The organism is uncultured Arthrobacter sp. (assembly GCF_947493765.1).
GTDB lineage: Bacteria > Actinomycetota > Actinomycetes > Actinomycetales > Micrococcaceae > Arthrobacter_D.
In genome coordinates this window covers 20384-43748 of record NZ_CANLSZ010000006.1, presented here as the reverse complement: position 1 = coordinate 43748, position 23365 = coordinate 20384, and the positions used below count along the sequence as shown (strand labels likewise).

Here is a 23365-nt window from a genome sequence, read left to right as displayed (position 1 = left end):
CCCACCGGAAGGAGAACCCGGATGCCCAGAATCAGTTCCCACGAGCACTTCCTCGACGCGAGCGGCGTCGAGCCGGCAGTGTTCGAGCTGCGTCCCGACTACCGTGCGCTGCTCCTGGTGGCCGACGGTTTGGGCCTGGCGCCGAGCAACCCCGTCAGCGACGACCTGGTGGACGCCGCTGAAGCGCACGCCCGTGCACTCCTCGCCGCAGGTCCCGTGGAGGACCTGCCGCACATCGCCGCGTGGCGCGCAGCCTACAGAGCCTTCGGGGCGAAGCCGCAGCGCACCCGCAACAGTCTGGAGGCACTGACCCGCAGAGCCGCGGACCGGCTTCCACGCGTGAACGCGCTCACCGACATCTACAACGCCGTCTCCGTGCTGCACCAGGTGCCGATCGGAGGCGAGGACCTCGCGCTGTACAGAGGGCCGGCCCGCCTCGTGCGTGCGACCGGCGACGAAGCATTCGAGGCCTTCGCGGACGGGGCACCCACTGTGGAACACCCCTCCGCGGGGGAGGTGGTCTGGCGGGACGACCTCGGGGTGACCTGCCGCCGCTGGAACTGGCGGCAAGGTCCGCGCACCGCACTCTCGGAGCAGACCAGGACGGCTTTCTTCATCTTCGACGCACTCGACCCGATGACTGACGATGCCCTGGGTGCGGCGGCCACGGCGCTGTCGTCCGCTCTCGGCCGCGTCAGCCCGCGCATCGACGTGTCCCGGCGAGTGGTCGGCGCGCAATGACCGGGGCCTCGCGGGAACCGCTACCGCCCTGGACACTGGCCGTTGCCGCCATGCTCCTGATCCAGCTCAGTTCATCACTCTCGGTGGGGCTGATCGAGCAGGTGGGCGCGGCCGGCACCGCATGGCTGCGCCTCGCGATGGGTGGGGTGATCTTCCTGCTGATCGCCCGTCCACCCCTACGGCGCATCCGGCGGCAGGACGTACTCCCCATCCTCGGACTGGGGGTGGCCAGCGCACTGATGTCGGTCGCCTTCCTCTCGGCGATCGAGCACATCCCGCTCGGTACAGCCGTGGCCATCGAGTTCCTGGGACCGCTCACCGTCGCGGCACTCCGCAGCGGTAACGCCCGGATGCTCACCTGGCCCGGGCTGGCCCTGATCGGAGTGGTGCTGCTGACGGAGCCCTGGCGCGGGGAGGCGGATCTTCCCGGTATCGGCTTCGCCCTCCTCGCGGGTGTCGGGTGGGGCACCTACATTCTCCTCACCCAGCGGGTAGGGGACCGGTTCACCGGGATCAGCGCGCTGACGATGACGATCCCCATCGCGGCGGTGGTCGCCGCGTTCGTCGGCGTACCGCAGGTGATCACGGATTTCGACTGGCGGGTGCTGGTCTTCGCAGCGGGTCTGGCCCTGCTCGCCCCCGTGGTGCCCTTCGGACTGGAGATGCTCACCCTGCGTCGCATGACCCAGACGGCGTTCGGGACCCTGATGGCACTCGAACCGGCCTTCGGTCTGCTCCTCGGCCTCGTGGTGCTCCACCAGATTCCCTCGCTCGTGCAGGGAATCGGCATCGTGCTGGTGGTGGTGGCCGGAGCGGCGGCTCAGCGCCGGGGCACCCGCCAGGCCGGACTCGGGTCCCTCCCCGGTGCGCTGGAGCGGCCACTGTAGTCCGGCCGCCTATGTCCCTTCGGTCTAGGTCACCTCCGTGTAGCGGGCTCCTAGCGCTTCGGCCAGACCCGCGAGATCCGGGGACTGAGGGTCATCCCCGCCGACGGTCACCTCGGAGTAGTCGACGACGAACCAGTTCCTGCCCTCCGCGAAATACACGGAACCGTCCGACTCGGCGGCGGAGGCAAGGGTGTCGTAGGCCTTGTTCCGGGCTTCCTGCGAGTCGAAGTAGAAGATCTCGACGGCGGTCGTGCACTTCACCGATTTCGTGGGGATCTGGACGCCGTCGCCCATGACCCTCGTGGGTGAGGGCGGGGTGTCCTCGCACTCGAGCTGTTCGGTGACGGCCTGCCGGACGGCGTCGAACGAGTCGTACGACGGCAGCTCGTCGACGGCTGGTTCGCGCGCGCTGCAGGCCGGTACTGCCAGGAGCGCCAGCGAACCGACAGCAAGCGCCATGCGGCAACGGAGCTTCATTTCGACCCCCATCTCGTGGTCCGCTCATCGTGGCACGGTCCGCGCCGCCGGTGAAGAGCGCCGCCAGTATTTCTGGGGCGCCCACAGCCTGTCAGGCGGAGGTCAGCCGATACACCGAGACATGACTGCGGGAGTCAGCCGTCAAGGCGCTGCGGTCCCAGTCGGCCCACCTCGATTCCAGCTCGAAACCGGCCAGTCGGGCCATCAGGTCGAGTTCGCTGGGCCAGATGTACCGGTGCGGTGTCCGGGCGATGCGCGCATCCCGACCGTCCGACACCTCCGACCCGAAGTGGACATGGTGCGAGACGACGTGCTGCTCGAGGACGTCGTAGGTGTCGACGAGGAGATACCCGGGTTCGCTCACCTCGACGGTCCCGGCATGGCCCGGCGATAGCGAACGCAGTTGCGGGACCCAGACCTCGACGACGAAGCACCCGCCGGGCGCGAGCTGACGGGCGCATTCTCGAAGCAGCGGACCTGATCGTCCTGCGTCAACAGGTTGGCGATGGTGTTGAATACCAAGAACGCCAGTGAGAAGTTCTCGCCCGCCGTCGTCGTGGTCATGTCGCCCTGGACGACGCGCATCTGATCTTCGCCGATCTTCTCGCGCAGGACGGCGATCATCGCATGCGACAGTTCGATGCCGCTGACCTGGACCCCGGCCTCGGAGAGCGGGATGGCGACACGACCGGTACCGATGGCGAACTCGACGGCCGGACCATCACCTGCGAGTTGAGAGAGAACTTCCACCGTGGGGGCGAGCACCTCGGAAGAGAACATGCCCTGCCCGGGAGTGTCGTACGTGCGTGCGGTATCCGCATTTCAGAGCTGCTGCTGATCGATCACCCCGCCACTCTTGCACCCGTCTCCGCAGATGTGTAGGCACTCGTCTCGGCTCTGCCGCTGGTACAGCAGGGATAGCGAGGATCAATGGTGCGAGATGGACCTGACGGCTCTTTGCTCCTCACGTGGCCCCGCCCATACTTGACGCATGGTTCAGGTCACCGACGCGTTCGTAGCAGCGGCTCGCGCGGTCGGGCGAGCAGTCGACCTGATTCCGCCCGACCGCTGGGACCAACCGGGTCTCGGAGAGTGGACGGTACGCGATCTGGTCGGTCACACCAGCCGGGCACTCATCACCGTCATCGACTATCTCTCCCGTCCGGTGGCGGAGGAAGTCATCGAGTCAGCCGCGGCGTACCTGGCCGCCATCTCGACTGGAACTGTCGAGCCGGAAACTGTCGCCGAACGCGGCCGCCAGGCTGGACGCGACCTGGGTCCTGAACCAGCAGTGCGCTTCGGTGACCTCGTCGTCGAGGCGGTGCAGACCGTCGAGGCTGCGGATGCCGAGCTGATCGTGCACACCGTTTTCGGAGGTATGCGGGTGGCCTCCTACCTACCGACACGCACCTTCGAATTGTGCGTCCATGGCCTCGACATTTCGACGGCGGCAAACGTTCCGATCGATCTGCCCCCAGTTGTCCTCGAGGAGACCTGCGCGCTTGCCGCATCCACCGCGGCCCGGTCCGGGCGAGAAGTCAACGTCCTGATGGCATTGACCGGCCGACGTGATCTGCCCCAACCCTTCAGCATCGTCTAGGAGCCAGGACGCGACGGGCGGCTGCCCGCGATCCAGGCAGGCTCGCCACCAGGTGCTGCTGCGGTAGCGGACGAGCAGTCCGTCGTCAGCAGTGGCGAGTGCCCACGATTTCTGGTGCGGAGGTTGGGGTTGCTTTCGTTTACGGGGTATCGATGCGGTAGCGCCTGAGGGGCTTGTTGCGTGCAGCGATGGCCGCGATGGCTGCCACGCAGAGGATGCCGCCTGAGGTGAGCGAGACCGCCGGGGATGCGATACTCGCGACGATGCCTGCACGGAAGTTCCCGAGTTCAGGGCCTGCGATACCGACGACGTTTTCCGCGGCGCTGACCCTGCCGCGGTAGTTGTCCGGGGTGGCGAGTTGGAGGAGGGTTCCGCGGGAAATGACGGCGATGGTGTCGGCGGCACCGGCTGCTGCGAGGAAGGCCAGCGTCGGTACCAGGCCGTTCACCAGTCCTACCGCTGCCAGCGCTGCGCCCCAGGCTGCTGCGGCGCCCAGTTGGATGATGCCGGGGCGATGATGTGCAGTGATGAGTCCGGAGAGGGTGGTGGCCGCGACTCCTCCGACGGCGATGGCCGAGAGGAACAACCCGAGCGTGCCAGGATTTCCTGCGAATCGTTCGTCGTTCATTGCGGGAAAGAGAGCGATGGGCATGGCGAGCAGGGTGGCGGCGAGATCACTGAGGAAGGATCCTGACAGGGGTGGGTTTCTCCTGATGAAGCGCATGCCGTCGATGATGGCGGACAGACCTGCTTTTCCGAGCTGGTCGATCGGCCGAAGGGACGGCAATCCCGCAATCCCGTACAGGGCAGCGCCGAAACACAGAGCCTCGAGCGCCTAGCAGACGGTAAGGCCTGCCCCTGCGATGAGCAGGCCGGCGAGGGCCGGCCCGATGAGCGTGCTGGCCTGGAAGCTGATGTGGGAGAGCGCGATACCCGCGCCTACCTGGCCCTGCGGAAGGAGGCGGACGACGACCGTGCGCCGGGCCGGACTGCCCAGTGAGGTGAAGGCCGTCTGCAGGCAGACTAGACCCAGGAGGAGCGGTAATGAGCGGACACCTGATGCTGCCTGGAGCGCGAGGAGGACGGAGACGACCAGGGCGCCGCATGTGGTCCAGAGGATGAGCGTCCTGCGGTCCACGACGTCGGCCAGCGAACCGCCGACCAGGGTCAGGACGATGGTCGGCACGGCGTAGACGAGCCCGACGAAGCCGACCCAGAAGGAACTGCCGGTGACCTCCCACACCTGGAAGAGCACCGCGACGACAGTGATCTGCCGCCCGAGGGATTGCAGTGAGGTGCCGATCCACAACCTCCGGAAGGGCGGGCTGGCACGCAGCGGACGGATGTCCAGCCACCTACCCGCCCCCTTCACGAGCGGAACCGCGGATCGAGGTGCCCGAGCAGCCGGTCCCGGAAGGACCGCCGCGCCAGCGCCCTGTTCAAATCGTCGACGACGCGGGCCAGGGGGTAGGGGACCTCATCCTCGAGCTCCGCCCACGCCGCTTCCGTGGCCCGCCACTCCGCCTCGAGAAACGGCACCAGAGCCAGGCCCCCGTCGGTGAGCGCAATAAGTCGTGTCCTGGCGTCCGCTCCCGGTGAGCTCTCGATCAGGCCGTCCTTCTTCATGACCGCAACCGTCTGGCTCATCGCCGAGTGGGTGACACCGATCTGGGCTGCCAGGTCGCGGATCGTCAACGGTCCCCGATGCTTCAACCGGACGAGCGCCATGCTGAACCGCGTACTGACGGCACCGGCACCCTGAGCCGGATACAAGGATGCAATATCAGCGTCCATGACATCGAGCAGCAGCTTCAGCGGAAGCAGATGACTGGTCTCTGTAGGATCGTGTTCATTTATCACAGTGCTAATACAACAGCGCTAATGCGTTTGATGCAATAGTGCTTCGGGGACTATTCCTGTCCACCATTGGCTCGAAGCGAGCTGGCAGTATCTGTGCCGCAGGGCGGTGAGCGGGCGGGTCGGCCCCGCGCCCCCGCTGAACGACGTATGGCCGTGTACCGAATACGCCCTGCCCCACAGGCTGGAAGCGGCCGCAATCTTGTTGCGTCCGGATTTCCGGTCGACGCCGTAGGGTGTGCTCGTGAGCGCGGATCAGGGGGACGGCGTCGTTCCGCAATCCTCGATTCGCACGCTACTTCTCGACCGTTGCCATCAGTGCGTTCGGCACGGCGCTGACGGCTGTGGCGATCCCGGTACTGGTGGTCGAGGTGCTGGGGGCGAGCACATTCGAGGTCGGGCTCGTCAACGCGGCACAGCTCGTCCCTTATGCGCTACTCGGTCTCGTGGCGGGTGTGTACGTCGATCGCTGGCAGCGACAGCGCGTGCTCGTGGTGGCGGGTCTGGGCCGCGCCGCAAGTCTCGCTCTCATCCCCGTCTGTTGGTTTCTCGGCGGGCTGCACCTGTGGGTGCTCATCGTGCTGCTCCTGCTGTTCGGGGCGTTCTCCGTCTTCGGATTCGCCGCCACCCAGTCGCTGTTGCCGCACATCGTGGAACGCCGGGCGCTGCGGGCTGCGAATGCCCGGCTGGATCAGGCGGAGGCCGGTGCGCAGACGGTCGGTCCGGGCCTGGGAGGCCTTCTCGTCGGCTTCGTCGGTGCGCCTCTGGCCATTGCTGTGGACGCGGTGACCTACGTTCTCGACGCGGTCCTGATCGCCGGGCTACGGCTCGCGCCGGCCGTGCGTCGGGAATCGGTCCCGCGGTCACTGCGACACGAGGTAGGGGAGGGACTGCGCTGGACGTATCGTCATCGCATCCTGGGGCCGTTGGCGTGGTCGACGCATGTCTGGTTCCTCGGCAACGCCGCAGCGCTCACGGTCCTCGCGGTCTTCGCCCTGCGCACTCTGGGCCTCACGGCACTCAGCTACGGACTGCTGTTCGCCGTGGGAGGGATCGCGACGCTGATCGGTGCTTCGTTCGCTTCGACCGCAGGGGCACGCTTCGGGTCCGGTGCCACGATCACGGCCGGCCGGGCGATCTACCCTCTGGCCTGGACGATGATTGCCTTCGTTCCCACCGGTACCACGGACCAGGCCAACCACCTGGCCGTGTCCCTGCTCTTCTCGGCATTCGCGCTCCAGGGCTTGGCCGGCGGACTGGAGAACGCGAACGAGATGAGCCTCCGCCAGGGGCTGACCCCCGATGCGCTCCTGGGCAGGGTCAATGGCACCATGCGCTCGGCAAATCGCACGATGGGCGCGCTCGGTGCCGTGCTGGGCGGAGCCGCCGCAGTGGTGATGGGCGAACGAACGGCCCTTGGCATCATCGTCTGCGTCTTCGTGGTCGCCTTCATCCTCGCGGTAACCTCACCACTGCGGACAGCACGCGACGACTAAACTCCCTCCAGCTGAGTCGTCCTAGGCAAACATTCGATCGGAGCTTCGAGGGGCAATAGCCGTCCCGCACGTCAGGACCATGCTCGCAGCGCGTCTCGGACGGCGAGATGGGGTTGGACGTGCAGTGCGTGCGCCACGCGGAGGCGCACATTGCGGGACGGGCCCTCACCTGGGGTTTTGAAGGCTTAGAGATCGGTCGTCCTGGTCCCCGCAGGGGAGGTACTCGGCCTGCTCGATAGGCTTGATCGGTACGTGCGCTGGTGATGCTGCGAGATACTCAGTGACTGCCCGGTACTGCTCAGCCTAATGAGGGGAAGTCTATGTATTACGACCGTGGCACGGGTCAGGTGTGGCACCGATCTGCTTGAAGCAGGCCGCGCCAGGTGAAGCTCCGACACTCTGGGTGGTCAAGCCAGAGGCTTCTACTGTGAAAGCACTCATAGTAGAAATGGCGGACGAGCGTCACGTCAGGCGCCGACCGGCTTGGGGCTCAAGAATAGTCGGAGCCGCTCGACGCCCCGCGCAGCGTCTTCCTCGCCCGCAAGCCAGGCAGGATTGCGCGCGAGGAGACCGAGCATGTTCGCTAGGTGCTTCTTCTCAGCACGGCCAAGTTCGCTACCTCGGAGGTCGGTACGACGCAACACGCTGGCGAGAACGAGGAAGTCCGTTACATGGCGCTTCCACTTCGGGTCGTCGACGATCTGCAGAGCGGCTGACTTACCGATGAGTGAACCGAGCAGCGTCGTGCGATTCACGAACCCGAACGACTCGCCGGTCACCGACACCTCGACGGTCTCGGACCTCGACACAGCAGTCTGGCCAGCGGGGGCCGCGATCGTGGTTCCGCCGGTAGCTCCGGGCCGCTTCTCACTGCGCTCACCTGTGAACCTGGGGATGAGGACGTCGATCATGGCGTGGCCGCGCGTCCACCGGTGCTGGTGTCCCGCTGGGCTCTCGCCGGAGGACTCGAACCCTAGCTCGAGGAGCTTGGCGGTAAATGTTTGGAGCATGCCCTGTGAGTTGCGGATGTCGAGCACGGTGTCGGCGTCCTCGGTCGGTCGGACGACGCCGGCGTTCCTCTCGATCGCGTGCAGGTAGACGGCTTGACCGCCGGCAAGTACCCACCCCTCGGGGAGCGCCCCGTAAATCTCGAACAGTGCTTCCCATGCAGCGCGCTGCTTACCATTGCTGACTGGTAATTCAATCATGCAGGAGATCTTCCAGGATTTGTTCAGCTTGACCCTGCTCGCGTTCGCCCCGATGCTCGGCGAGGTCCGCAGCTACTGCAGCAAGCGGCAAAGCCGAGGGAAGCCTTTGTGCAACGTGCAGGATCACATTGGCCTCCTTTGGGTTCGCAGGGACCAGCAGCCATTCCCTCCGGAACTTTTGGAAGATTTCCTCACGGATGTACGCCTCCACCTCGGCGTTGTTCAGCAACCCTGACTGAGGGTGAGACACTCCGGTAATAGTCAAGAACTGATCCCGCAGAAGGTCCGGTATCTCGTGGCGGTCCGCGGACAGGAACCTCGTCTCTGCCCGTGCGCGCACGAGTGCAGCGAGGTGGATGGGCCGAAGAGAGGATGGCAGGCGGCGAAGGTCATCGGTCCACTCGATGTGGCGCTGACGCATCCCGCTACTGATGCCCGACCAGCCGGACGGGTCTTCGGAGAGATACTGCAAGAAGGCCCAGGCGCTGGCTGGACTGGCGGGCCGTCCGCGCCGTCTGGGAGAAAACCGTTCGACGTCGGCTTCCTGAAGGATGTACTGACGGCCCACTTTGACCGCAGGAAGTGTGCCGGCGGAAATCAGCTGGCGAACTCGCACGGAAGTGATGCCCAGACGCGCGCTGGTTTCATTGACACTCAAGACCATGTACGTAAACCTATCGTCAACGAAAGGTTTACGGAAGCAGGCGCCGTCACCGGTCCCATGCCTCCTTGGTCAGGTCATAGAGCACCCATGGCGGTACAGAGCGCTCGTGTACAACATGGTGCCGTCGCCGACTTCACCACTATGGACAGTTCGCGACGACGACGCACCGCTGACCGGTTGAGTAGTCTGGGGCGGACATCGGAACGGAGCACCATGCAGACCGACAGCCCCCGGCCCTCGCGAACATTCCACCTCCGCACGCTGGCGGTGCCCGTCGTCGCAGCACCGATGGCGGGAGGCCCGTCCACGCCAGCGCTCGCGGCCGCCGTGAGCGCGGCGGGTGGTCTGGGTTTCCTCGCCGCCGGATACAAGACGGCCGATGCGATGCGGCAGGAGATCGAGGCCGTGCGCGCGCTGACGGATGCGCCCTTCGGCGTGAACGTCTTCGTGCCCCAGCCCTCCACCGCGGATCCGGCGGACCTCGCGACCTACGCCCGGTCCCTGGAGGCCGACGCCGCTGCCCTGGGGACCGCGCTCGGCGCACCGCGCCATGACGACGACGACTGGTCGAACAAGATCGACGTGCTCCTCGACCTCGCCCCTGCCGTCGCCTCCTTCACGTTCGACCTCCCTGAGCGGAATGCGCTCGCCGCCCTGCAGCACGCCGGGATCGCCGTCGTGCAGACCGTCACCTCCCGCGTGGAGGCGGATCGGGCCGTCGCTGCGGGCGTCGATGCCCTGGTGGTGCAGGGCCCGGAGGCAGGCGGCCACCGCGGCACCTTCGACCCACTGGCCGAACCCGGCACTGCATCGCTGCTCGAGCTCCTCGACGACCTCCGAGAGCTGGGGATCCCCCTCATCGCGGCGGGAGGGATCGTCGGGGGCGAGGGCACACGTGAGGCCCTCGCTCACGGGGCGGTCGCCGTGCAGGCGGGGACGGCTTTCCTCCGCGCCGACGAAGCCGGGACGAAGCCGGCGCACCGGGCAGCCCTCGCGACGGACGACTTCGGGGAGACCGCGCTCACGAGGGCGTTCTCCGGGCGGTACGCGCGCGCACTGCTCAACGACTTCATCCGCGACCACGATGCCGGCGCGCCGCCGGCCTACCCCGAGGTGCACCACCTCACCGCACCGCTGCGGGCGGCCGCGGCCGCGGCGGACGACCCGCACCGGCTCAATCTGTGGGCCGGCGTCAACGTCCACCGGACGATGGCCGGGAGCGCGGCGGCGCTCGTGCGGTCGCTGCTGCCCTCGGGGTAGCGCGCTGCTACTGGAAGTCGGCGAGCCAGAGATCGGGTCCGAACACCTCATACTGGATGTCCTTGGCCGGGACGCCGCGGGCGATGAGCGAGCTGCGCACGGACTGCATGAAGACCAGCGGGCCGCACAGGTAGTACTCGGCGCCGTCCGGAAGCTCGACGTCGGTGATGTCCATGAAGCCGACCAGCTCGTTCTCCACCGTCTGGGTGGGCTCGGAGGGCTCCACGAACCAGGTGTGCATGGAGGCATCGGGCAGCCGGGCGAGATCCGTCTGGACCTGCTCCCGCAGGGCGAAGCTACTGGCGGAGTTGTCGGCGTGCAGCAGCATCGCCTTGCGCTGCGAGCCGGATTTCACGAGGTGCGAGAGCATGCCGGCCATGGGGGTGATGCCGATGCCGGCGCTCGCGAAGACGACGGGTCGGTCGGTGTAACTCACGACCACGTCCCCGGCGGGCACGGAGAGGGTCAACTCGTCGCCGACGGAGATGGTGTCGTGCAGCAGGTTGGACACCTCCCCATCGGGTGTCGGCAGCCCATGGACGCGCTTGACCGCGAAGCTGCGGTGGTGGCCGTCGTCGGCCCGGGTGAGGCTGTACTGGCGTGGCTGGTGCACGCCGTCGGGCATGAGCACCTTGAGGGTCACGTACTGCCCGGGCAGGGAGGGCTTCACGTCGCGGTCGTCGGTGCGTTCGACGACGAAAGTGACGACGTCGTCCGTCTCCTGGATTCTCTCGCTCACCCTCCAGGTGCGCCAGATGGCGTCGGGCTCGAGGCTCAGCGCCCCGTACATGGCGCGTTCCTGATTGATGAGTACGTTGGCCATGAGCCAGTAGACCTCGTCCCACGCGGCGGCGACGTCGTCGGTCACGGCGTCGCCGAGAACATCGCCGATGGCCCACATCAGGTGGTCGTGGACGATCTGGTACTGGTCGGCGCGGAGCCCCAGGGAGACGTGCTTGTGGGAGATGCGGGCAAGGAGGTGGTCGGGCATCTCGTCGGGCTGGTTGACGAGGAAGCCCGCGAAGGCCGCGACGGATCCGGCCAGTGCCTGCTGCTGCCGTCCGTCGGCCTGATTGCCCCGGTTGAACAGGCCGTCCATGAGCTCGGGCCGCTCGTCGAACATGTGCGCGTAGAAGCGCTGGGCGATTTCCGTGATGTGCTCACCCACCACGGGCAGGGTGGCCTGGACGACGGGGCGGGATAGATCGGAGAGCATGGGCGGGCTCCTTCGCTGCTGGCGTCCGGCCCGGACGAAGTCCTCGGGCGCTGGTGCCGTCAGACCCGGAACCGAAACTGGTATGCCGTCAGTCTAGAGCCTTTCTACACCATGTAGAAATGTGGCCGTCAGCGAGGACGCGACATCCGGTGGAGGAGATTGTCACGCACCATGGGCCACTCGTGCTCGAGGATCGAATAGACGGCGGTGTCCCTGAGCGTGCCGTTCTTCGTGCGCGAATGGCTCCGCAGCACGCCGTCCTGCTTCGCCCCCAGGCGCAGGATGGCCTCGCGCGACTGGTGATTGAGCCAGTGCGTGCGGAACTCCACGGCCGGGCAGCCGAACACCTCGAAGGCGTGGCGCAGCAGAAGGTACTTCGACTCGGCGTTGGTGCCCGAGTGCTGGGCCGACGCCGCGTTCCACGTGGACCCGATCTCCACCCGCGGGGTGTCCTGGTCGATGTTCATGTACGTGGTCATGCCGATGATCGCCGCGGGCTCGCCCGTCTCCTGATCGATCCGGCGCGTGGTGAACGGGAGCATCGAGCCCACGTCCTGCAGCGTGAGGCGCCGCTCGATCTCCTTCTCCATGCCGTCGGGCGTGGGGACCGAGGTGTACCAGAGGTTCCAGAGCTCTCCGTCGCGGGCCGCCTCCACCAGGCCGTCGTGATGACCGGCGGCGAGGGGCTCGAGCACCACGCGGGCGCCGCGGAGGGTGGTGGGCAGCAGCTTCATGGATCGACACTAGCGGGGAACGAGGCCCCCAGCGCGGTCAGGACTCCGCGTGCCTTGACCCGCACTTCGTCCCACTCCTCCACGGGATCGGAATCGGCAGTGATCGCTCCGCCCACGCCGAGAGTGAGGCGGGTGCCGCCGTCGTGGTCCGCACCCTCCTCCTGCAGCACGAGGGTGCGGATCACGACGGCGAGATCCGCGGCGCCCGTGAGGCTGAAGTAGCCGGCGGCCCCCGAGTAGGGGCCTCTGGGTGCTCGCTCCAGCCGGTCGAGAATGGCCATGGTGCTGATCTTGGGCGCGCCCGTCATGGACCCTGCCGGGAAGGCCGAGGCGAGCACCCCCGCCCGCGGGCGTCCCGGGCGGAGGCGTGCGTCGATGGTGCTGACCATCTGGTGCACCGTCGCATAGGTCTCCGTGGCGCACAGCCGAGACACGGTGACCGAGCCCGGGACGGCATGGTGGGAGAGGTCGTTGCGGAGCAGGTCCACGATCATGATGTTCTCCGCGCGATCCTTCGCCGAGGTCCGGAGGTCCTCGAGCAGGGCGGCGTCGGTGGCTGGGTCGACCGAGCGGCCCCGGGTCCCCTTGATCGGCTCGGCGCGCAGGTGCCCATCGGCGTCCAGCTCCAGGAAGCGCTCGGGCGAGGTGCTGGCGACGGCGAATCCGGGGAACCGGAGGAAGTGGGCGAACGGCGCGGGGCTGGCGGCACGCAGGAGCAGGTACACGGCCAGGGGGTCGAGTCGAGCCGTCCTGGCGGTCAGCGAGGTGGTCAGGCACACCTCGTAGGTGTTGCCCTCGGTGATCTCCGCCTGCGCGGCGCGGATCTTGTCGAGGTACTCCGCACGCGAGTCGCGCAGGGTGAAGTGTGGCACCGGGAGGGGGCCGGGGGGCGACGGCGGAATACCCGCCGAGCTCAGTGCGGCCGCGTCCACCGCGGTCCTGGCACGGTGGAGCCAGGCATCGCGGTCCGCGTCGGGTGCGCCGTCGGTGAGCGTCAGCAGGAAGACGGCCCGCTCCGCGTGGTCGACGACGACGGCGCGTCCGGCGAAGAGCAGCGCGGCGTCGTGCAGGTCCGACCCTGTGCCGACGTCGGCGCCGCCGGTCTCGCGCTTGAGCTCGTACCCGAGATACCCGAGCCAGCCCAGGGCGAACTCGCAGGGGTACCCCTCGGGCGTCCGCACCGCGTGCCGGCCCCAGACGTCGTCGAGCCAGCGGAAGAACGGCTCGCGGATGCGTGTGGCGACCGCATCGGCGCTGATCTCCGTGACGCCGCCGCTGTGGCGCGCCTGCTGGCCGAAGGAGCCGCCGGCGTCGGCCATGATGCTGAACCTGCCGCGGGAGTCCGGTGCCGGGGTGATGCCGGCGGCGTCGGAGCTGTCGAGCCAGACGGCAGCGGTACTGGCGCCGTACAGCGCGGAGAACAGTGCTGACGTGTCCGGCACGGCGTCGAGGCGCTCGCACTGCAGGGTCAGGCCGCGTCGGCCCGCCCGCTCCGGCGCCAGCAGCACCGCGCAGGACGGCAGCGTGGACAGGGCACGGCGCACAGCGGGAGGCGACGGCGTGCTGCTGTGGCCCTGCACCACCACGTCGGCTGACTGTGCGGGGTCATCGCCGGCCAGCCAGCGGTCCTCCTGATCGGCCCAGCGCTGCCAGAAGGGAGCATAGGCGTCGCCGTCGCGCTGGATGGCCGTGCGTCGCCGGACCTGCGCGTCGGCCTCGATCCAGATCGCGGCGTCGAGCAGTGGGCGTGCCAGGGCCGCTGCGGCACCCACGCCCTCCAGCAGCACGATCTCCGCCGCCGGCGTCGTCCGCTGCTCGCCGTCGGTGCCCTGCTCCCAGTCCCACGCCGTCCATACCGCGCGCTGCCCGGAGTGCAGCGGTTGCAGGACGTGCTCCACATAGCGCACCACGCCGTCGTCGAGCCCGTCCCACCCCGGGTAGATGTCCTCGAGGTGGAACACCGCGACGCTGTGGTGCTCACGCAGGAGAGCGGCGAGTTCGAGGGTGAGCGTCGTCTTCCCGGCACCCGAGCGGCCGTCCACCGCGATCAGGAGGGGTGCGTCGGCGGTCACGGGCTCAGGCCACGGCGAGGACGGCGCCGACACCCACGAAGAGCGAGCCGAACGTGCGATTCAGGGTGCGCTGGCCGCTCTCGTGGCGCGTGAAACGCCGGAAGGAGCGTGCTGCGCCGGCGTAGAAGAACCACATGACGAGCACGTCGATGACCACCACCGTCGCCGCCAGCACGGCGTACTGGCCGAGCAGGGGCTGCCCGGGCCTGATGAACTGCGGGATCAGGGCCAGGAAGAACACGATGGCCTTCGGGTTCAGCAGATTCACCCAGACACCGCGGCGGAACATCGACAGGGCGCCCTCGCCGCCGCGCAGCGCCCGGATGTCGTCGTGCTCCGGTTTCTGCAGGAACTTCCGCACGCCGAGATACACCAGGTACGCGGCGCCCGTGTAGCGGATCAGGTTGAAGGCGAGCGGTGAATTGCTCACGAGGATCCCGACGCCGGCCGCGGCGACGCCGATATGGACCAGGAGCGCCGCCTGCTGGCCGAGGATCCCCCAGATGGAGCGGCGGAAGCCCACGGTCAGGGCATTGCTCATCGTGTTCACGGCGCCGGCACCGGGCATGAGGCTGATGATCGTTCCGGCGCCGAGCAGCGCCAGCCAGAGGGAGGGGTTCACTCGTTCATGGTAAGGGTGACGGATCGGGCGTCACGAAACGTCGGCGTCGAGCTCGTGGCGCACGTAGCTGACGATCCCGCCCACGGCGCTGTCGACCATTCTCCAGGTGGCCTCGAAATCGCTGGCGTCCCCGTACCACGGGTCGTAGATGCCGAGGTCCTCGAGGTCGGTGTCCGTCGTATCGGGATCGAACTCGCGGAGGAGGTGGATCCTGTCGCGGGCGTTGTCGTCGGGGGCTTCCTCGCGGAGTTCCCGGTAGTGATCGAGATCGAGGGCGAGGATCAGATCCCGTTCGCTGTACCACTCGGGCTCGAAGCGCCGGGCGCGATGCAGCCGGCTGTCGATGCCGAGCTCCGTGAGCTTCGCGGCGGCACGCTCGTCGATGGGGTTGCCCGCCTCCCAGCCGGTGGTCCCTGCGGAGTCCACCACGACGTCGTCCTCCAGGCCCGCTTTCGCGAGCGCGTCCGTGAGCATGAGCTCGGCCATGGGGGAGCGGCAGATGTTGCCGGTGCAGACGGTGATGATGCGGTACATGCTGCCAGCCTAGCTGGGCGGCTCGCGGTGGCCTCCTGGCTGCTCGTCTTTCGCGCTTGGATACCCCAGGGGGTATTATTTTTTTATCGACCGTATGAACCGATGAAGGAGTATCACATGTGCCAGGCAGTTACGTGCAGGACCTGCGGGAAGACGACGTGGGCAGGCTGCGGCCAGCATGTGGATCAGGTGTTGCGTCAGGTGCCGAAGGGGCAGCGCTGCCAGGGCCACGAAGCCGACCCGCCGGCTCCCGGATTCTTCCAACGGCTGCTGGGGCGTCGATGACGCCCTCCGTGCCGTCGCATCCTCCGCAATCGGGCAGGTGGACCCGGCGGCAGTGGCTCGGATGGGCGTACGTGCGTCTCTAGGCTCTGAGGGGTCTACCGATCAACCCGGCCCGGCGCGCGAGCAGTGGTGGAGGTGTGCGACCGGATGACGGCCGTGCTGGCGATCACCAGGATTGCGGCGACTGCGGCTGCGATGGCCACGATGGTCGACTCGGGTTCGTCGGAGAGACGAGCAATCGTGATCCAGACCAGCCCCCAGGCCGCCGCTGCCGCCACGGCCCAGCGTCCGCCGACGCGGGACTGGAGGAGCGTCAGGGCCCCGGCGAGAAGAAGGACGAGCGCGGCGACGGCCCATTCCGGACCGGTTCCCGTCGTCGCCGCACCGGAGGAGGCGAGGGCTGCGGCGATATTGGCAGCCGTCGCCACGCTGACCCAGCCCAGGTACAGCCCGAACGTGCCGTCCACGATGAGCGCCTCCCCGAAGCCCTGCTGCGCCGGGATGCGGGTGAGCCGGACGGCGAGGGCGACGAGAACGGCCAGCAGCGCGATGATGACGCCCACACTGACCCAGATCAACCCCTCCTGGGTCACGACGAGCCACAGGGCGTTCAGGAGCATGGACGCCGCGATGAGCCAGCCGGTGGCCCGTGCCCGGGTGTCGACGGTGCGCGAGGGCAGCCACTGCCAAATTGTATAGACGAACAGGCCGAGATAGATGACCGACCAGATGGAGAAGGCAGGGCCACCGGGGGCTACCAGGGTGGCATTGGACGCGAGATCGCCGCCCGAGGTCTCGTTGACGTCGGAGCCGATGAGGCCGAAGCCGATCAGGGGGCCGAGGAGACTGATGACCTCACTCACCGACACGACGACCTGACGCACGCGGTCCGCCGTCGTCGCGTGAGCGGGAGACCCGGTGGACTGTGCAGCGGGAGTGCGTGATGGATTGGCCATGGATCGAGTATCTCCATCGTGGAGACATTTAGGCAACCCGCATCGATGTCCGTGGGCCCGGTCCATCAGGATGCCGCGGCGTCTCCGGCCGTCTCGTTCTTCGCTGCGACAGTAGCGTCCGTCACTCTCTGCAGCATGTCCCGCAACAGAGCCAGCTGCTCCTCGGAGTACTCGTCGAAGACGCCATCGATGTGGCGTGCGAGCGGTGCGAACAGTGCGGCTCCCGTGGCGCGGGCCCGGTCCGTCATCTCGAGGTGGACCTGCCGCCGGTCCACGTCGCTCCGCCTCCGGGTCACATGACCCGCGGAGTCGAGGCGGTCCACCAGGGCGGTGGTGGCCGGTGAGCTGAGATTCAGTTCCTCGCGCAGCAGGCCGGGTGTGACGGTCAGGCCCGCCTGGGCCGCACCGATCATGATGCTGAGGGCGTGGAGGTCGGTGCGGTACAGGCTGTCGCGCTCACTGGCCACTTCCACGTAGCGATCGGTCTCCGTGGTGAACTGGCGCAGGAGCCCCATGAGCTCGTCCTTCACCGTCATGGCCCCTCGCATTCTTCCGGTCCCAGCTTAGGTGGCTTTCAGTATCTCCATCATAGATATAGTTCTCAGTAGAGATAATTCGAGGGAGGCTGGGAGATCCATGAGAAGCAGATGGTTGAGGGTACTGCTGCCCGTCGTCATCGTCCTGATCTGGCTGGCCGGTGCAGCAGTCGGCGGACCCACCTTCGGGCGGCTCGACGAGGTCTCGAGCAACGACCAGGCGTCCTTCCTCCCGGCGAGCGCCGAATCGACGGAAGCCGGAGAGCTGCAGCAGCAGTTCAGCGACTCGGATGCACTCCCAGCGGTGATCGTCGCCGAGTCCGGGACGGAGATCGCCCCGCGTGATCTCGGCTCCTACGAGGAGCTCGGTGCCACCCTCGGTGCCGTGGACGGTCTCGAGGCGGCCGCTGAAGGAGCGCCGGCCCTCGCCGGTCCCATCCCGTCGGAGGACGGCCTCGCCGTGCAGTACATCGCCTTCGTCTCACCGGACGCCGAGCTCGGCGAGGTCGTCACCGAACTGCGCGGTGTCCTGACAGAGGAGCTGCCCGACGGCGTCACCGGGTACGTGACCGGCCCGGCAGGCTTCACCAACGATCTCGTGGACGCCTTCGGAGGTATCGACGGGATCCTGCTCGGCGTGGCCCTCGGCGCGGTCTTCGTGATCCTCCTCGCCGTCTACCGGTCCATCGTGCTGCCCTTCCTGGTACTCCTGACCGCGGTGTTCGCGCTCGCCACGGCGATCCTGCTGATCTTCGGCTTCGCCAAGCTGGACTGGATCCAGCTCAGCGGACAGAGCCAGGGCATCCTCTCCATCCTCGTGATCGGCGCGGCCACCGACTACGCCCTGCTGCTCGTGGCCCGGTACCGCGAGGCGCTCGCCGAGAACGAGTCGACCTGGCAGGCCATGCGGGTGGCCTACCGCGGCGCCGTGGAACCGATCCTCGCCTCCGGAGCCACCGTGATCCTGGGGCTGCTGTGCCTGCTGTTCTCCGATCTGAACTCGAACAAGAGCCTCGGGCCCATCGCCGCGATCGGCATCGCCTTCTCCCTCGCCTCGGCCCTGACCTTTCTCCCCGCGGTGCTGCTCCTGTTCGGTCGCGCCGCCTTCTGGCCGCTGCGACCGCGCTACGACCCGGAGGCGCTCGACGCCGTCGCGCCGCATCACGGCAAGCACCTCGCATCCACCGAGGGCGGACCCGAGACCGGACTCGAGCGGCTCAAGGGGCTCTGGCAGCGGGTGGCGTACCTGGTGGCGCGGCGTCCCCGTGCCGTCTGGGCAGCCTCACTGCTGATCCTCGTGGCCGGCGCCCTGGGGCTCACCCAGCTGCAGGCCAGCGGTGTGCCGCAATCGGCGCTGATCCTCGCGCCGTCCAACGCCGTGGACGGCCAGGACGCCCTGGGCCGCCACTTCGACGCCGGCTCCGGCAGCCCCGTGTACATCGTTGCCCCGGAGGGCGACCAGGATGCCGCGCTCGACGTCGTCGCGGCGGAGGACGGTATCTCCGACGCAGCGCTGACCACCGATCAGGGCGGCGCCGTGATCGTCGAGGACGGCCGCGTGCTCATCAGCGCCACCCTCCAGGACCCCGCCGACTCGGACCCCGCCGAGGACGTGGTGCGGGATCTCCGGGCAGAGCTCGACGACGCCAGCCCGGACGCGCTGGTGGGTGGCGTGACCGCCGTGGCCATCGACACGAACGACACGGCGCTCGCCGACCTCGTGAAGATCATCCCGATCGTGCTCGCGGTGATCCTCGTGGTGCTGATCGTCCTGCTGCGCTCGGTCCTCGCCCCGGTACTGCTCGTGGCCAGCGTGGCGCTCTCGAACGCCACGGCGCTCGGTGTCTCCGCCCTGGTGTTCAACAACATCTTCGGGTTCGAGGGAGCCGATGCCTCCGTGCCGCTGTTCGCCTTCGTGTTCCTCGTGGCGCTCGGGGTGGACTACAACATCTTCCTCATGACCCGGGTGCGGGAGGAGTCGCTGCGGATCGGGACCAGGCCCGGCATTCTGCGCGGACTCGGCGTCACCGGCGGGGTCATCACCTCCGCCGGTGTGGTCCTGGCCGCGACCTTCGCGGCGCTCGGCGTGATCCCGATCCTGTTCCTCGCGCAGATCGCGTTCATCGTGGCCTTCGGCGTACTGCTGGACACGGTGCTGGTGCGCTCGCTGCTGATCCCTGCCCTTTCCTACGACATCGGACCGAAGATCTGGTGGCCCTCGAAGCTCGGGAAGGAACCGTCGCCTCGGTAGGCCGTCCAGGATCGCGGTGGCCCTATGGGAGGAGGTCCGCGCGCACCAGGAACTCGAGCAGGCCGTCGCTGAGCGGCATGGTGGTCATCTCCCGGTGCGTGAACCACCCGGCGTCGGCGGCGTCGTCGCCCGCCAGGAGGGTGCCCCCGACAGGGCTCGCCAGGAAGTCGTGGACCTCGAAGACCGCTCCCGTGCCGTGCGGTATCTCCAGCGACCCGAGCAGGCGATCGACCCTGATGTGGAGGCCCGTCTCCTCGAGCGTCTCCCGCATGGCTGCGTCCTCCAGTGATTCATCCACTTCCACATGACCGCCCGGGAAGGACCAGCGCCCGGCGCTGGGGGCGTTGGCCCGTAGGACCAGGAGGAACCTGCCGTCGGCGTCCCGGACGACGGCCGCGGCTGCCGGCGTCCTCCTCACGCGGACGCTCTTCGCGCCCGGACGGCTACGGATGCTGACTGGTCGGGCATCGTCCGACCCTACTGCGTCCTGAAGGGCACAGTGGAGGCTTTCTTCCTCGTATGCTCACTGCATGGGGAACGAGATCAGCTGGGATGCCGCGCGGTCGACCAATCTGGACAATTGGGAGGACCGGGTGCCCCTGCACGAGGCCTCGTACGCACTCGGCGCCTTCGACGACCCCGACCACCTGAGCTCGGTGGTGCGAGCGGATCTGGCAGCCATGGCCCCGTTCCTTCCCGACGGCGTCGTCGACGGCCTGGACGTCTGTCACCTGCAGTGCCACATCGGTACCGACACCCTGTCACTCGCACGGGCAGGAGCACGGGTCGCCGGCGTCGACTTCTCCCCGGGTGCCCTTACCTCCGCCGCTGCCCTGGCACGCCGATTAGGCCTTGAGGCGACGTGGGTGGAGACCGACGTCCTCGAGGCACGCGCTGCGGTCGAGGGCGATTTCGACGTCGTCTACACCAGCATCGGCACCATCACCTGGCTGCCGGACCTGGTCCGCTGGGCCGAGCAGGTCGCCGGACTCCTGCGGGCAGGGGGCCTCTTCTACATCAGGGATGGGCACCCGATCCTCTACTCCCTGGACGAGAACGCCGACGGTCTGCGCCTCAGCTACCCGTACTTCGGCGACGGGGAGCCGCAAGAGTGGGACGACGCGTCGACATATTCAGGAGACGGCACGGTGACCCACTCGCGGACGTACGAGTGGGCGCATCCGCTGTCCGAGATCATGACCTCGCTGATCACCGCCGGCCTGCAGATCCTGCACGTCGACGAAAGCACCACGCTGCCCTGGCGGTTCTCACCGCGCATGGTCGAGGTGCGGGACGGCTTCGCGTGGCCGGAAGCCGAGCGCGCCCTCGTGCCCTGCACCTATACGATCATCGCCCGGAAACCGTGAGCGTCGATCCGAGGGTGCCGTGATCTGCCCGCGGAGATCGCCGTGATCCGGCTCGCGCGGCTCGAGGACCTCGAGGTCCTACCTGCCGTCGAGCGTGCCGCTGGTGCCGCTTTCCGCAAGCTCGGGATGTCGGCCATCGCCGACGACGAACCTCCGACCGTTGAAGCTCTGCTCACCTATCAGCGGGACGGACGGGTATGGGTAGATACCGATGCGTCGGATCAGTCGGTGGCCTATCTGCTCCTGGACATCGTCGACGAAGCCGCACACATTGAACAGGTCTCCGTGCACCCGACCCATGCCGGTCAGGGCAGGGGCCGGGAGCTCATCGAGACCGCAGCGAGATGGGCGGTGCAGCGCGGCCTGGTTGCCCTGACGTTGACGACGTTCGCCCACGTTCCGTGGAACGCGCCCTACTATGCGCGCCTCGGCTTCACCGTCATCCCGCCGGATCAGTTGCCCGCTGGACTGCGCCGGATCCGTGAGCATGAAGCAGAGCTAGGGCTCGATGGGTGGCCCCGTGTTGCGATGCGGCGTGCACTTGTCGACTGATTCCTGCTTCCTCAGGGCTCCGAGGCGTCGAGCCCCGCTGCCATGGCCCGCTCATAGAGGTCCGCCGCCGTCGCTTCCTCGCCGGCGGTGTCGTAGGCCCCGCCCACCTCGTAGAGGACCCGCGGATCCTCGGGGTGCTGCTGGAGGATTTCCAGGAGGGCGGAGATCGTCGGTGCCATATCACTCCGATCTCGGCCCGCCAGAATGCGGTCAAGCTCGCTATGGGGTGTTGCGCTCATAGGTGAATATCTCTCTTTACCGTGCGGTCCCGAGCCGGTTCGTCACTCACCCCGAAACACCGGAAACGCCCGGGATATAGCGTGTCCATATCGTTACGCAAGCTTTGCGCAGGAACATGCGGACACCGAAATGCTCTCAGGCGGTATCGCTACGCTGTGGAGGTGCCCAGCCAATCGACTCCGCCGTCCGAACCCCATCAGGACGCGGCAGCAGCAACGAATCACGACGACGTCGTGCACGGTCCCGCCACCGCCGGACCGGCCGTCGTCGACCCCGACGTGCTGCGCGCCATGGAGGGCGATTTCACCGACAGGACGGTAGTCGCGCAGTTCGCCCATGACTTCTGTGACTCACTCGACGGGAAGATCGACCGCGTCGATCGCCTCCTCGAGTCGGGTGACGTGGCAGGGGCCGCGGATGCCGTGCACAGCGTGACCACGTCCTCCATGATGGTGGGAGCGCTCGAGTTGACCCGAGTGGCACTCGAGGTCCAGGGCCTCATCACCAGCGACACCCTGGAGGCTGCCCGGCGAGCCCTCCCCGGCCTGCGTTCCAGCGCCGCGCTCACTGCCGGGGAACTGCGCGCGAACTACCCCGGACGGTCCGGCACCTCCTAGCGGGAGTCCTCGCTCCGCGCCATCAGTCGGAAACCCACGCCGCGCACCGTGGCGATCAGCGTGGATTCGTCGTTCCCGTGGGCGAGCTTCTGGCGGAGATTGGCGATATGCACTTCGATGGCCCGCTCATCGGTGCGGCTCACGAAGTTGTAGCCGCGGTAGTCCTTTCCGCGGGCTACGCGGACCAGTTCGTTCTTGGTCCGGACCGCGCCGTTGTTCCGGACGAGGTCGTGCAGCAGGTTGAATTCTGTCTTGGTGAGCTGCAGCTCGATCCCGGAGCAGGTGGCCGTGCGGGCGTCGCCGTCGATCACGAGGCTGCCCACCCGCAGCAGGGACGCGGTGTCGGGCGTCTTGTCCGCCTTGGCGGCCGGGGTTGGTGCCGAGGGCGGGGGAGGGGCCGATTCCCTCCGCGGCCTGCGGAGCATCGCGTCGATGCGAGCCCGTAACTCGCGCGGACGGAAGGGTTTGAGGACGTAGTCGTCGGCTCCGGCCTGCAGGGCGGTGAGGATGTCCATCTCGTCCGCGCGCCCACTCAGTACAACCACGTAGCAGTCGGAATCGGAGCGCAGTCGCCGCAATACTTCGTATCCATCGATGTCGGGAAGCCCGATGTCGAGGGTCACCACTGTGGGGACCTTGTCCCGGACCACCTCGACACCTTCGCGTCCACTGGCTGCGGAACTGACCTGGAAGCCGCCCTGTTCCAGGACCGCGCAGACGAGGTTGCGGATCTCGAGATCGTCCTCGATGACGACGGCGGCCCGGCCCTCCCCGGGAGAGGCGCTACTCATGACCCGTGGCCCCGCTGCGATCCGGGCGGGGAGCCGGGTGCGGCCGGGCTGTGCCGGTCGGCCCGGAGACCGGGGGGACGTGAACTGTCCGAGTCATGCTTCGTGAACCTGTTCTCTTCGGCGGCCCGGCTGACCTCTTGGGTCCCGTGGCTTTGCGTCCCCGGCTTGCGCCGGGTTTGCCTTTGTCGACGAGCTGCTGCTCGCCCGATGATCCTAGCAACGGCTCGGAGCTTTGGTATACCTTTTTCGGCAGCCAGTACCCCCGCGGAGACCAAATCGTTGCAATCGGTCGGTCGCGACGCTGGGTTGAGCCGAGGCGGCTCAACCCGATTTGTCTCACCGGGCACCCACGTTTATAGTTGAGTGCAGAACGCTCAATCTACGCGCCCGGCGGATGAGCGC

At 67.7% G+C, this 23365-nt stretch carries 23 protein-coding genes, 2 pseudogenes and 1 riboswitch; of the genes and pseudogenes, 9 read left to right on the top strand and 16 right to left on the bottom strand.

What is annotated here, in order from left to right; all coding sequences use genetic code 11:
* The first annotated feature begins 21 nt into the window (after positions 1-21).
* The gene (locus Q0747_RS10195) at positions 22-741 is read left to right on the top strand and encodes a B3/4 domain-containing protein (RefSeq protein WP_298254254.1); all 720 of its coding nucleotides are present in this window, start codon (positions 22-24) and stop codon (positions 739-741) included.
* Entirely contained in the window at positions 738-1628 is an 891-nt protein-coding gene (locus tag Q0747_RS10190; RefSeq protein ID WP_298254252.1) for a DMT family transporter, read from the top strand. The genes Q0747_RS10195 and Q0747_RS10190 overlap by 4 nt, the downstream gene beginning before the upstream one ends.
* Before the next feature lie 24 nt (positions 1629-1652).
* Here the strand turns inward: Q0747_RS10190 and Q0747_RS10185 are convergent, their stop codons facing one another.
* Positions 1653-2087, bottom strand: a complete 435-nt coding sequence (locus tag Q0747_RS10185) for a hypothetical protein (RefSeq protein WP_298254250.1) — start codon at positions 2085-2087, stop codon at positions 1653-1655.
* Positions 2088-2196: 109 nt separating this feature from the next.
* Positions 2197-2951 (bottom strand): annotated as a pseudogene (locus tag Q0747_RS10180) (class I SAM-dependent methyltransferase).
* 145 nt (positions 2952-3096) lie between these two features.
* Between Q0747_RS10180 and Q0747_RS10175 the strand changes: the two are divergent.
* The gene (locus tag Q0747_RS10175) at positions 3097-3705 is read left to right on the top strand and encodes a maleylpyruvate isomerase N-terminal domain-containing protein (protein ID WP_298254248.1); all 609 of its coding nucleotides are present in this window, start codon (positions 3097-3099) and stop codon (positions 3703-3705) included.
* A gap of 139 nt (positions 3706-3844) precedes the next feature.
* Here the strand turns inward: Q0747_RS10175 and Q0747_RS10170 are convergent.
* Both Q0747_RS10170 and Q0747_RS10165 read right to left on the bottom strand, forming a co-directional pair.
* A pseudogene (locus Q0747_RS10170) lies at positions 3845-5077 on the bottom strand (MFS transporter).
* Positions 5074-5433, bottom strand: a complete 360-nt coding sequence (locus Q0747_RS10165; protein WP_298254470.1) for a MarR family winged helix-turn-helix transcriptional regulator — start codon at positions 5431-5433, stop codon at positions 5074-5076. The pseudogene Q0747_RS10170 and the gene Q0747_RS10165 overlap by 4 nt, the downstream one beginning before the upstream one ends.
* A 383-nt stretch (positions 5434-5816) precedes the next feature.
* Between Q0747_RS10165 and Q0747_RS10160 the strand changes: the two genes are divergently transcribed.
* Entirely contained in the window at positions 5817-7058 is a 1242-nt protein-coding gene (locus tag Q0747_RS10160; RefSeq protein WP_298254468.1) for an MFS transporter, read from the top strand.
* Positions 7059-7525: 467 nt separating this feature from the next.
* On the opposite strand, the gene Q0747_RS10155 is transcribed toward Q0747_RS10160, so the two are convergent.
* Together Q0747_RS10155 and Q0747_RS10150 are read right to left on the bottom strand one after the other, a co-directional pair.
* Positions 7526-8266 carry a hypothetical protein gene (locus Q0747_RS10155; protein WP_298254246.1) on the bottom strand — a complete coding sequence of 247 codons (741 nt, stop codon included), beginning with the start codon at positions 8264-8266 and terminating at the stop codon, positions 7526-7528.
* Entirely contained in the window at positions 8259-8930 is a 672-nt protein-coding gene (locus tag Q0747_RS10150) for a helix-turn-helix domain-containing protein (protein ID WP_136452590.1), read from the bottom strand. Before Q0747_RS10150 ends, Q0747_RS10155 begins: the two co-directional genes overlap by 8 nt.
* A gap of 213 nt (positions 8931-9143) precedes the next feature.
* Between Q0747_RS10150 and Q0747_RS10145 the strand changes: the two genes are divergently transcribed.
* Entirely contained in the window at positions 9144-10190 is a 1047-nt protein-coding gene (locus Q0747_RS10145) for a nitronate monooxygenase (protein ID WP_298254244.1), read from the top strand.
* A 7-nt stretch (positions 10191-10197) separates the two neighbouring features.
* Here Q0747_RS10145 and Q0747_RS10140 read toward each other — a convergent pair whose 3' ends face one another.
* From Q0747_RS10140 to Q0747_RS10110, 7 genes are all read right to left on the bottom strand, one after another.
* Positions 10198-11406, bottom strand: coding sequence for a globin domain-containing protein (locus Q0747_RS10140; protein WP_298254241.1), 1209 nt, complete (start codon positions 11404-11406; stop codon positions 10198-10200).
* A gap of 128 nt (positions 11407-11534) precedes the next feature.
* Positions 11535-12140 carry a GNAT family N-acetyltransferase gene (locus tag Q0747_RS10135; RefSeq protein WP_298254239.1) on the bottom strand — a complete coding sequence of 202 codons (606 nt, stop codon included), beginning with the start codon at positions 12138-12140 and terminating at the stop codon, positions 11535-11537.
* Positions 12137-14212: an aminodeoxychorismate synthase component I gene (gene pabB / locus Q0747_RS10130; protein WP_298254238.1), complete on the bottom strand. Its 2076-nt coding sequence runs from the start codon at positions 14210-14212 to the stop codon at positions 12137-12139. Before pabB ends, Q0747_RS10135 begins: the two co-directional genes overlap by 4 nt.
* Before the next feature lie 4 nt (positions 14213-14216).
* The gene (locus Q0747_RS10125) at positions 14217-14834 is read right to left on the bottom strand and encodes a LysE family transporter (RefSeq protein WP_298254236.1); all 618 of its coding nucleotides are present in this window, start codon (positions 14832-14834) and stop codon (positions 14217-14219) included.
* 30 nt (positions 14835-14864) lie between these two features.
* The gene (locus tag Q0747_RS10120; RefSeq protein ID WP_298254234.1) at positions 14865-15368 is read right to left on the bottom strand and encodes a low molecular weight protein-tyrosine-phosphatase; all 504 of its coding nucleotides are present in this window, start codon (positions 15366-15368) and stop codon (positions 14865-14867) included.
* Between the two features lie 380 nt (positions 15369-15748).
* Positions 15749-16609, bottom strand: coding sequence for a tryptophan-rich sensory protein (locus Q0747_RS10115; protein ID WP_298254232.1), 861 nt, complete (start codon positions 16607-16609; stop codon positions 15749-15751).
* A 65-nt stretch (positions 16610-16674) separates the two neighbouring features.
* The gene (locus Q0747_RS10110; protein WP_298254230.1) at positions 16675-17145 is read right to left on the bottom strand and encodes a MarR family winged helix-turn-helix transcriptional regulator; all 471 of its coding nucleotides are present in this window, start codon (positions 17143-17145) and stop codon (positions 16675-16677) included.
* Between the two features lie 100 nt (positions 17146-17245).
* Between Q0747_RS10110 and Q0747_RS10105 the strand changes: the two genes are divergently transcribed.
* On the top strand, positions 17246-19396 hold the full coding sequence (locus tag Q0747_RS10105; protein WP_298254228.1) for an efflux RND transporter permease subunit: 2151 nt from the start codon (positions 17246-17248) through the stop codon (positions 19394-19396).
* A gap of 22 nt (positions 19397-19418) precedes the next feature.
* Here Q0747_RS10105 and Q0747_RS10100 read toward each other — a convergent pair whose 3' ends face one another.
* The gene (locus Q0747_RS10100) at positions 19419-19814 is read right to left on the bottom strand and encodes an NUDIX hydrolase (RefSeq protein ID WP_298254226.1); all 396 of its coding nucleotides are present in this window, start codon (positions 19812-19814) and stop codon (positions 19419-19421) included.
* A gap of 112 nt (positions 19815-19926) precedes the next feature.
* On the opposite strand from Q0747_RS10100, the gene Q0747_RS10095 reads away from it, so the two are divergent.
* Together Q0747_RS10095 and Q0747_RS10090 are read left to right on the top strand one after the other, a co-directional pair.
* A complete protein-coding gene (locus tag Q0747_RS10095) occupies positions 19927-20763 on the top strand; it encodes a bifunctional 2-polyprenyl-6-hydroxyphenol methylase/3-demethylubiquinol 3-O-methyltransferase UbiG (RefSeq protein WP_298254224.1) in 837 nt (278 codons plus the stop codon).
* Between the two features lie 42 nt (positions 20764-20805).
* Positions 20806-21315, top strand: a complete 510-nt coding sequence (locus Q0747_RS10090) for a GNAT family N-acetyltransferase (protein WP_298254222.1) — start codon at positions 20806-20808, stop codon at positions 21313-21315.
* A gap of 11 nt (positions 21316-21326) precedes the next feature.
* Here Q0747_RS10090 and Q0747_RS10085 read toward each other — a convergent pair whose 3' ends face one another.
* Positions 21327-21494 (bottom strand): tetratricopeptide repeat protein, encoded by a 168-nt coding sequence (locus tag Q0747_RS10085; protein WP_298254220.1) that lies wholly within the window; start codon positions 21492-21494, stop codon positions 21327-21329.
* A gap of 222 nt (positions 21495-21716) precedes the next feature.
* On the opposite strand from Q0747_RS10085, the gene Q0747_RS10080 reads away from it, so the two are divergent.
* Entirely contained in the window at positions 21717-22172 is a 456-nt protein-coding gene (locus tag Q0747_RS10080) for an Hpt domain-containing protein (protein ID WP_298254218.1), read from the top strand.
* Here the strand turns inward: Q0747_RS10080 and Q0747_RS10075 are convergent.
* Positions 22169-22963 (bottom strand): response regulator transcription factor, encoded by a 795-nt coding sequence (locus Q0747_RS10075; RefSeq protein ID WP_298254215.1) that lies wholly within the window; start codon positions 22961-22963, stop codon positions 22169-22171. The genes Q0747_RS10080 and Q0747_RS10075 overlap by 4 nt on opposite strands.
* 116 nt (positions 22964-23079) lie before the next feature.
* Positions 23080-23154, bottom strand: a riboswitch (cyclic di-GMP riboswitch).
* Positions 23155-23365 lie beyond the last annotated feature (211 nt).

What these genes read in the sequence shown, in the direction of transcription:
- Q0747_RS10140 (WP_298254241.1), bottom strand. Translation starts at nt 11,406, where the DNA reads ATGCTCTCCGATCTATCCCGCCCCGTCGTCCAGGCCACCCTGCCCGTG.
- Q0747_RS10120 (WP_298254234.1), bottom strand. Translation starts at nt 15,368, where the DNA reads ATGTACCGCATCATCACCGTCTGCACCGGCAACATCTGCCGCTCCCCC.
- Q0747_RS10105 (WP_298254228.1), top strand. Translation starts at nt 17,246, where the DNA reads ATGAGAAGCAGATGGTTGAGGGTACTGCTGCCCGTCGTCATCGTCCTG.
- Q0747_RS10075 (WP_298254215.1), bottom strand. Translation starts at nt 22,963, where the DNA reads ATGAGTAGCGCCTCTCCCGGGGAGGGCCGGGCCGCCGTCGTCATCGAG.
- Q0747_RS10095 (WP_298254224.1), top strand. Translation starts at nt 19,927, where the DNA reads ATGGGGAACGAGATCAGCTGGGATGCCGCGCGGTCGACCAATCTGGAC.
- Q0747_RS10110 (WP_298254230.1), bottom strand. Translation starts at nt 17,145, where the DNA reads ATGACGGTGAAGGACGAGCTCATGGGGCTCCTGCGCCAGTTCACCACG.
- Q0747_RS10185 (WP_298254250.1), bottom strand. Translation starts at nt 2,087, where the DNA reads ATGGCGCTTGCTGTCGGTTCGCTGGCGCTCCTGGCAGTACCGGCCTGC.
- Q0747_RS10165 (WP_298254470.1), bottom strand. Translation starts at nt 5,433, where the DNA reads ATGGCGCTCGTCCGGTTGAAGCATCGGGGACCGTTGACGATCCGCGAC.
- Q0747_RS10135 (WP_298254239.1), bottom strand. Translation starts at nt 12,140, where the DNA reads ATGAAGCTGCTGCCCACCACCCTCCGCGGCGCCCGCGTGGTGCTCGAG.
- Q0747_RS10150 (WP_136452590.1), bottom strand. Translation starts at nt 8,930, where the DNA reads ATGGTCTTGAGTGTCAATGAAACCAGCGCGCGTCTGGGCATCACTTCC.
- Q0747_RS10175 (WP_298254248.1), top strand. Translation starts at nt 3,097, where the DNA reads ATGGTTCAGGTCACCGACGCGTTCGTAGCAGCGGCTCGCGCGGTCGGG.
- Q0747_RS10195 (WP_298254254.1), top strand. Translation starts at nt 22, where the DNA reads ATGCCCAGAATCAGTTCCCACGAGCACTTCCTCGACGCGAGCGGCGTC.
- Q0747_RS10085 (WP_298254220.1), bottom strand. Translation starts at nt 21,494, where the DNA reads ATGGCACCGACGATCTCCGCCCTCCTGGAAATCCTCCAGCAGCACCCC.
- Q0747_RS10155 (WP_298254246.1), bottom strand. Translation starts at nt 8,266, where the DNA reads ATGATTGAATTACCAGTCAGCAATGGTAAGCAGCGCGCTGCATGGGAA.
- Q0747_RS10190 (WP_298254252.1), top strand. Translation starts at nt 738, where the DNA reads ATGACCGGGGCCTCGCGGGAACCGCTACCGCCCTGGACACTGGCCGTT.
- Q0747_RS10115 (WP_298254232.1), bottom strand. Translation starts at nt 16,609, where the DNA reads ATGGCCAATCCATCACGCACTCCCGCTGCACAGTCCACCGGGTCTCCC.
- Q0747_RS10145 (WP_298254244.1), top strand. Translation starts at nt 9,144, where the DNA reads ATGCAGACCGACAGCCCCCGGCCCTCGCGAACATTCCACCTCCGCACG.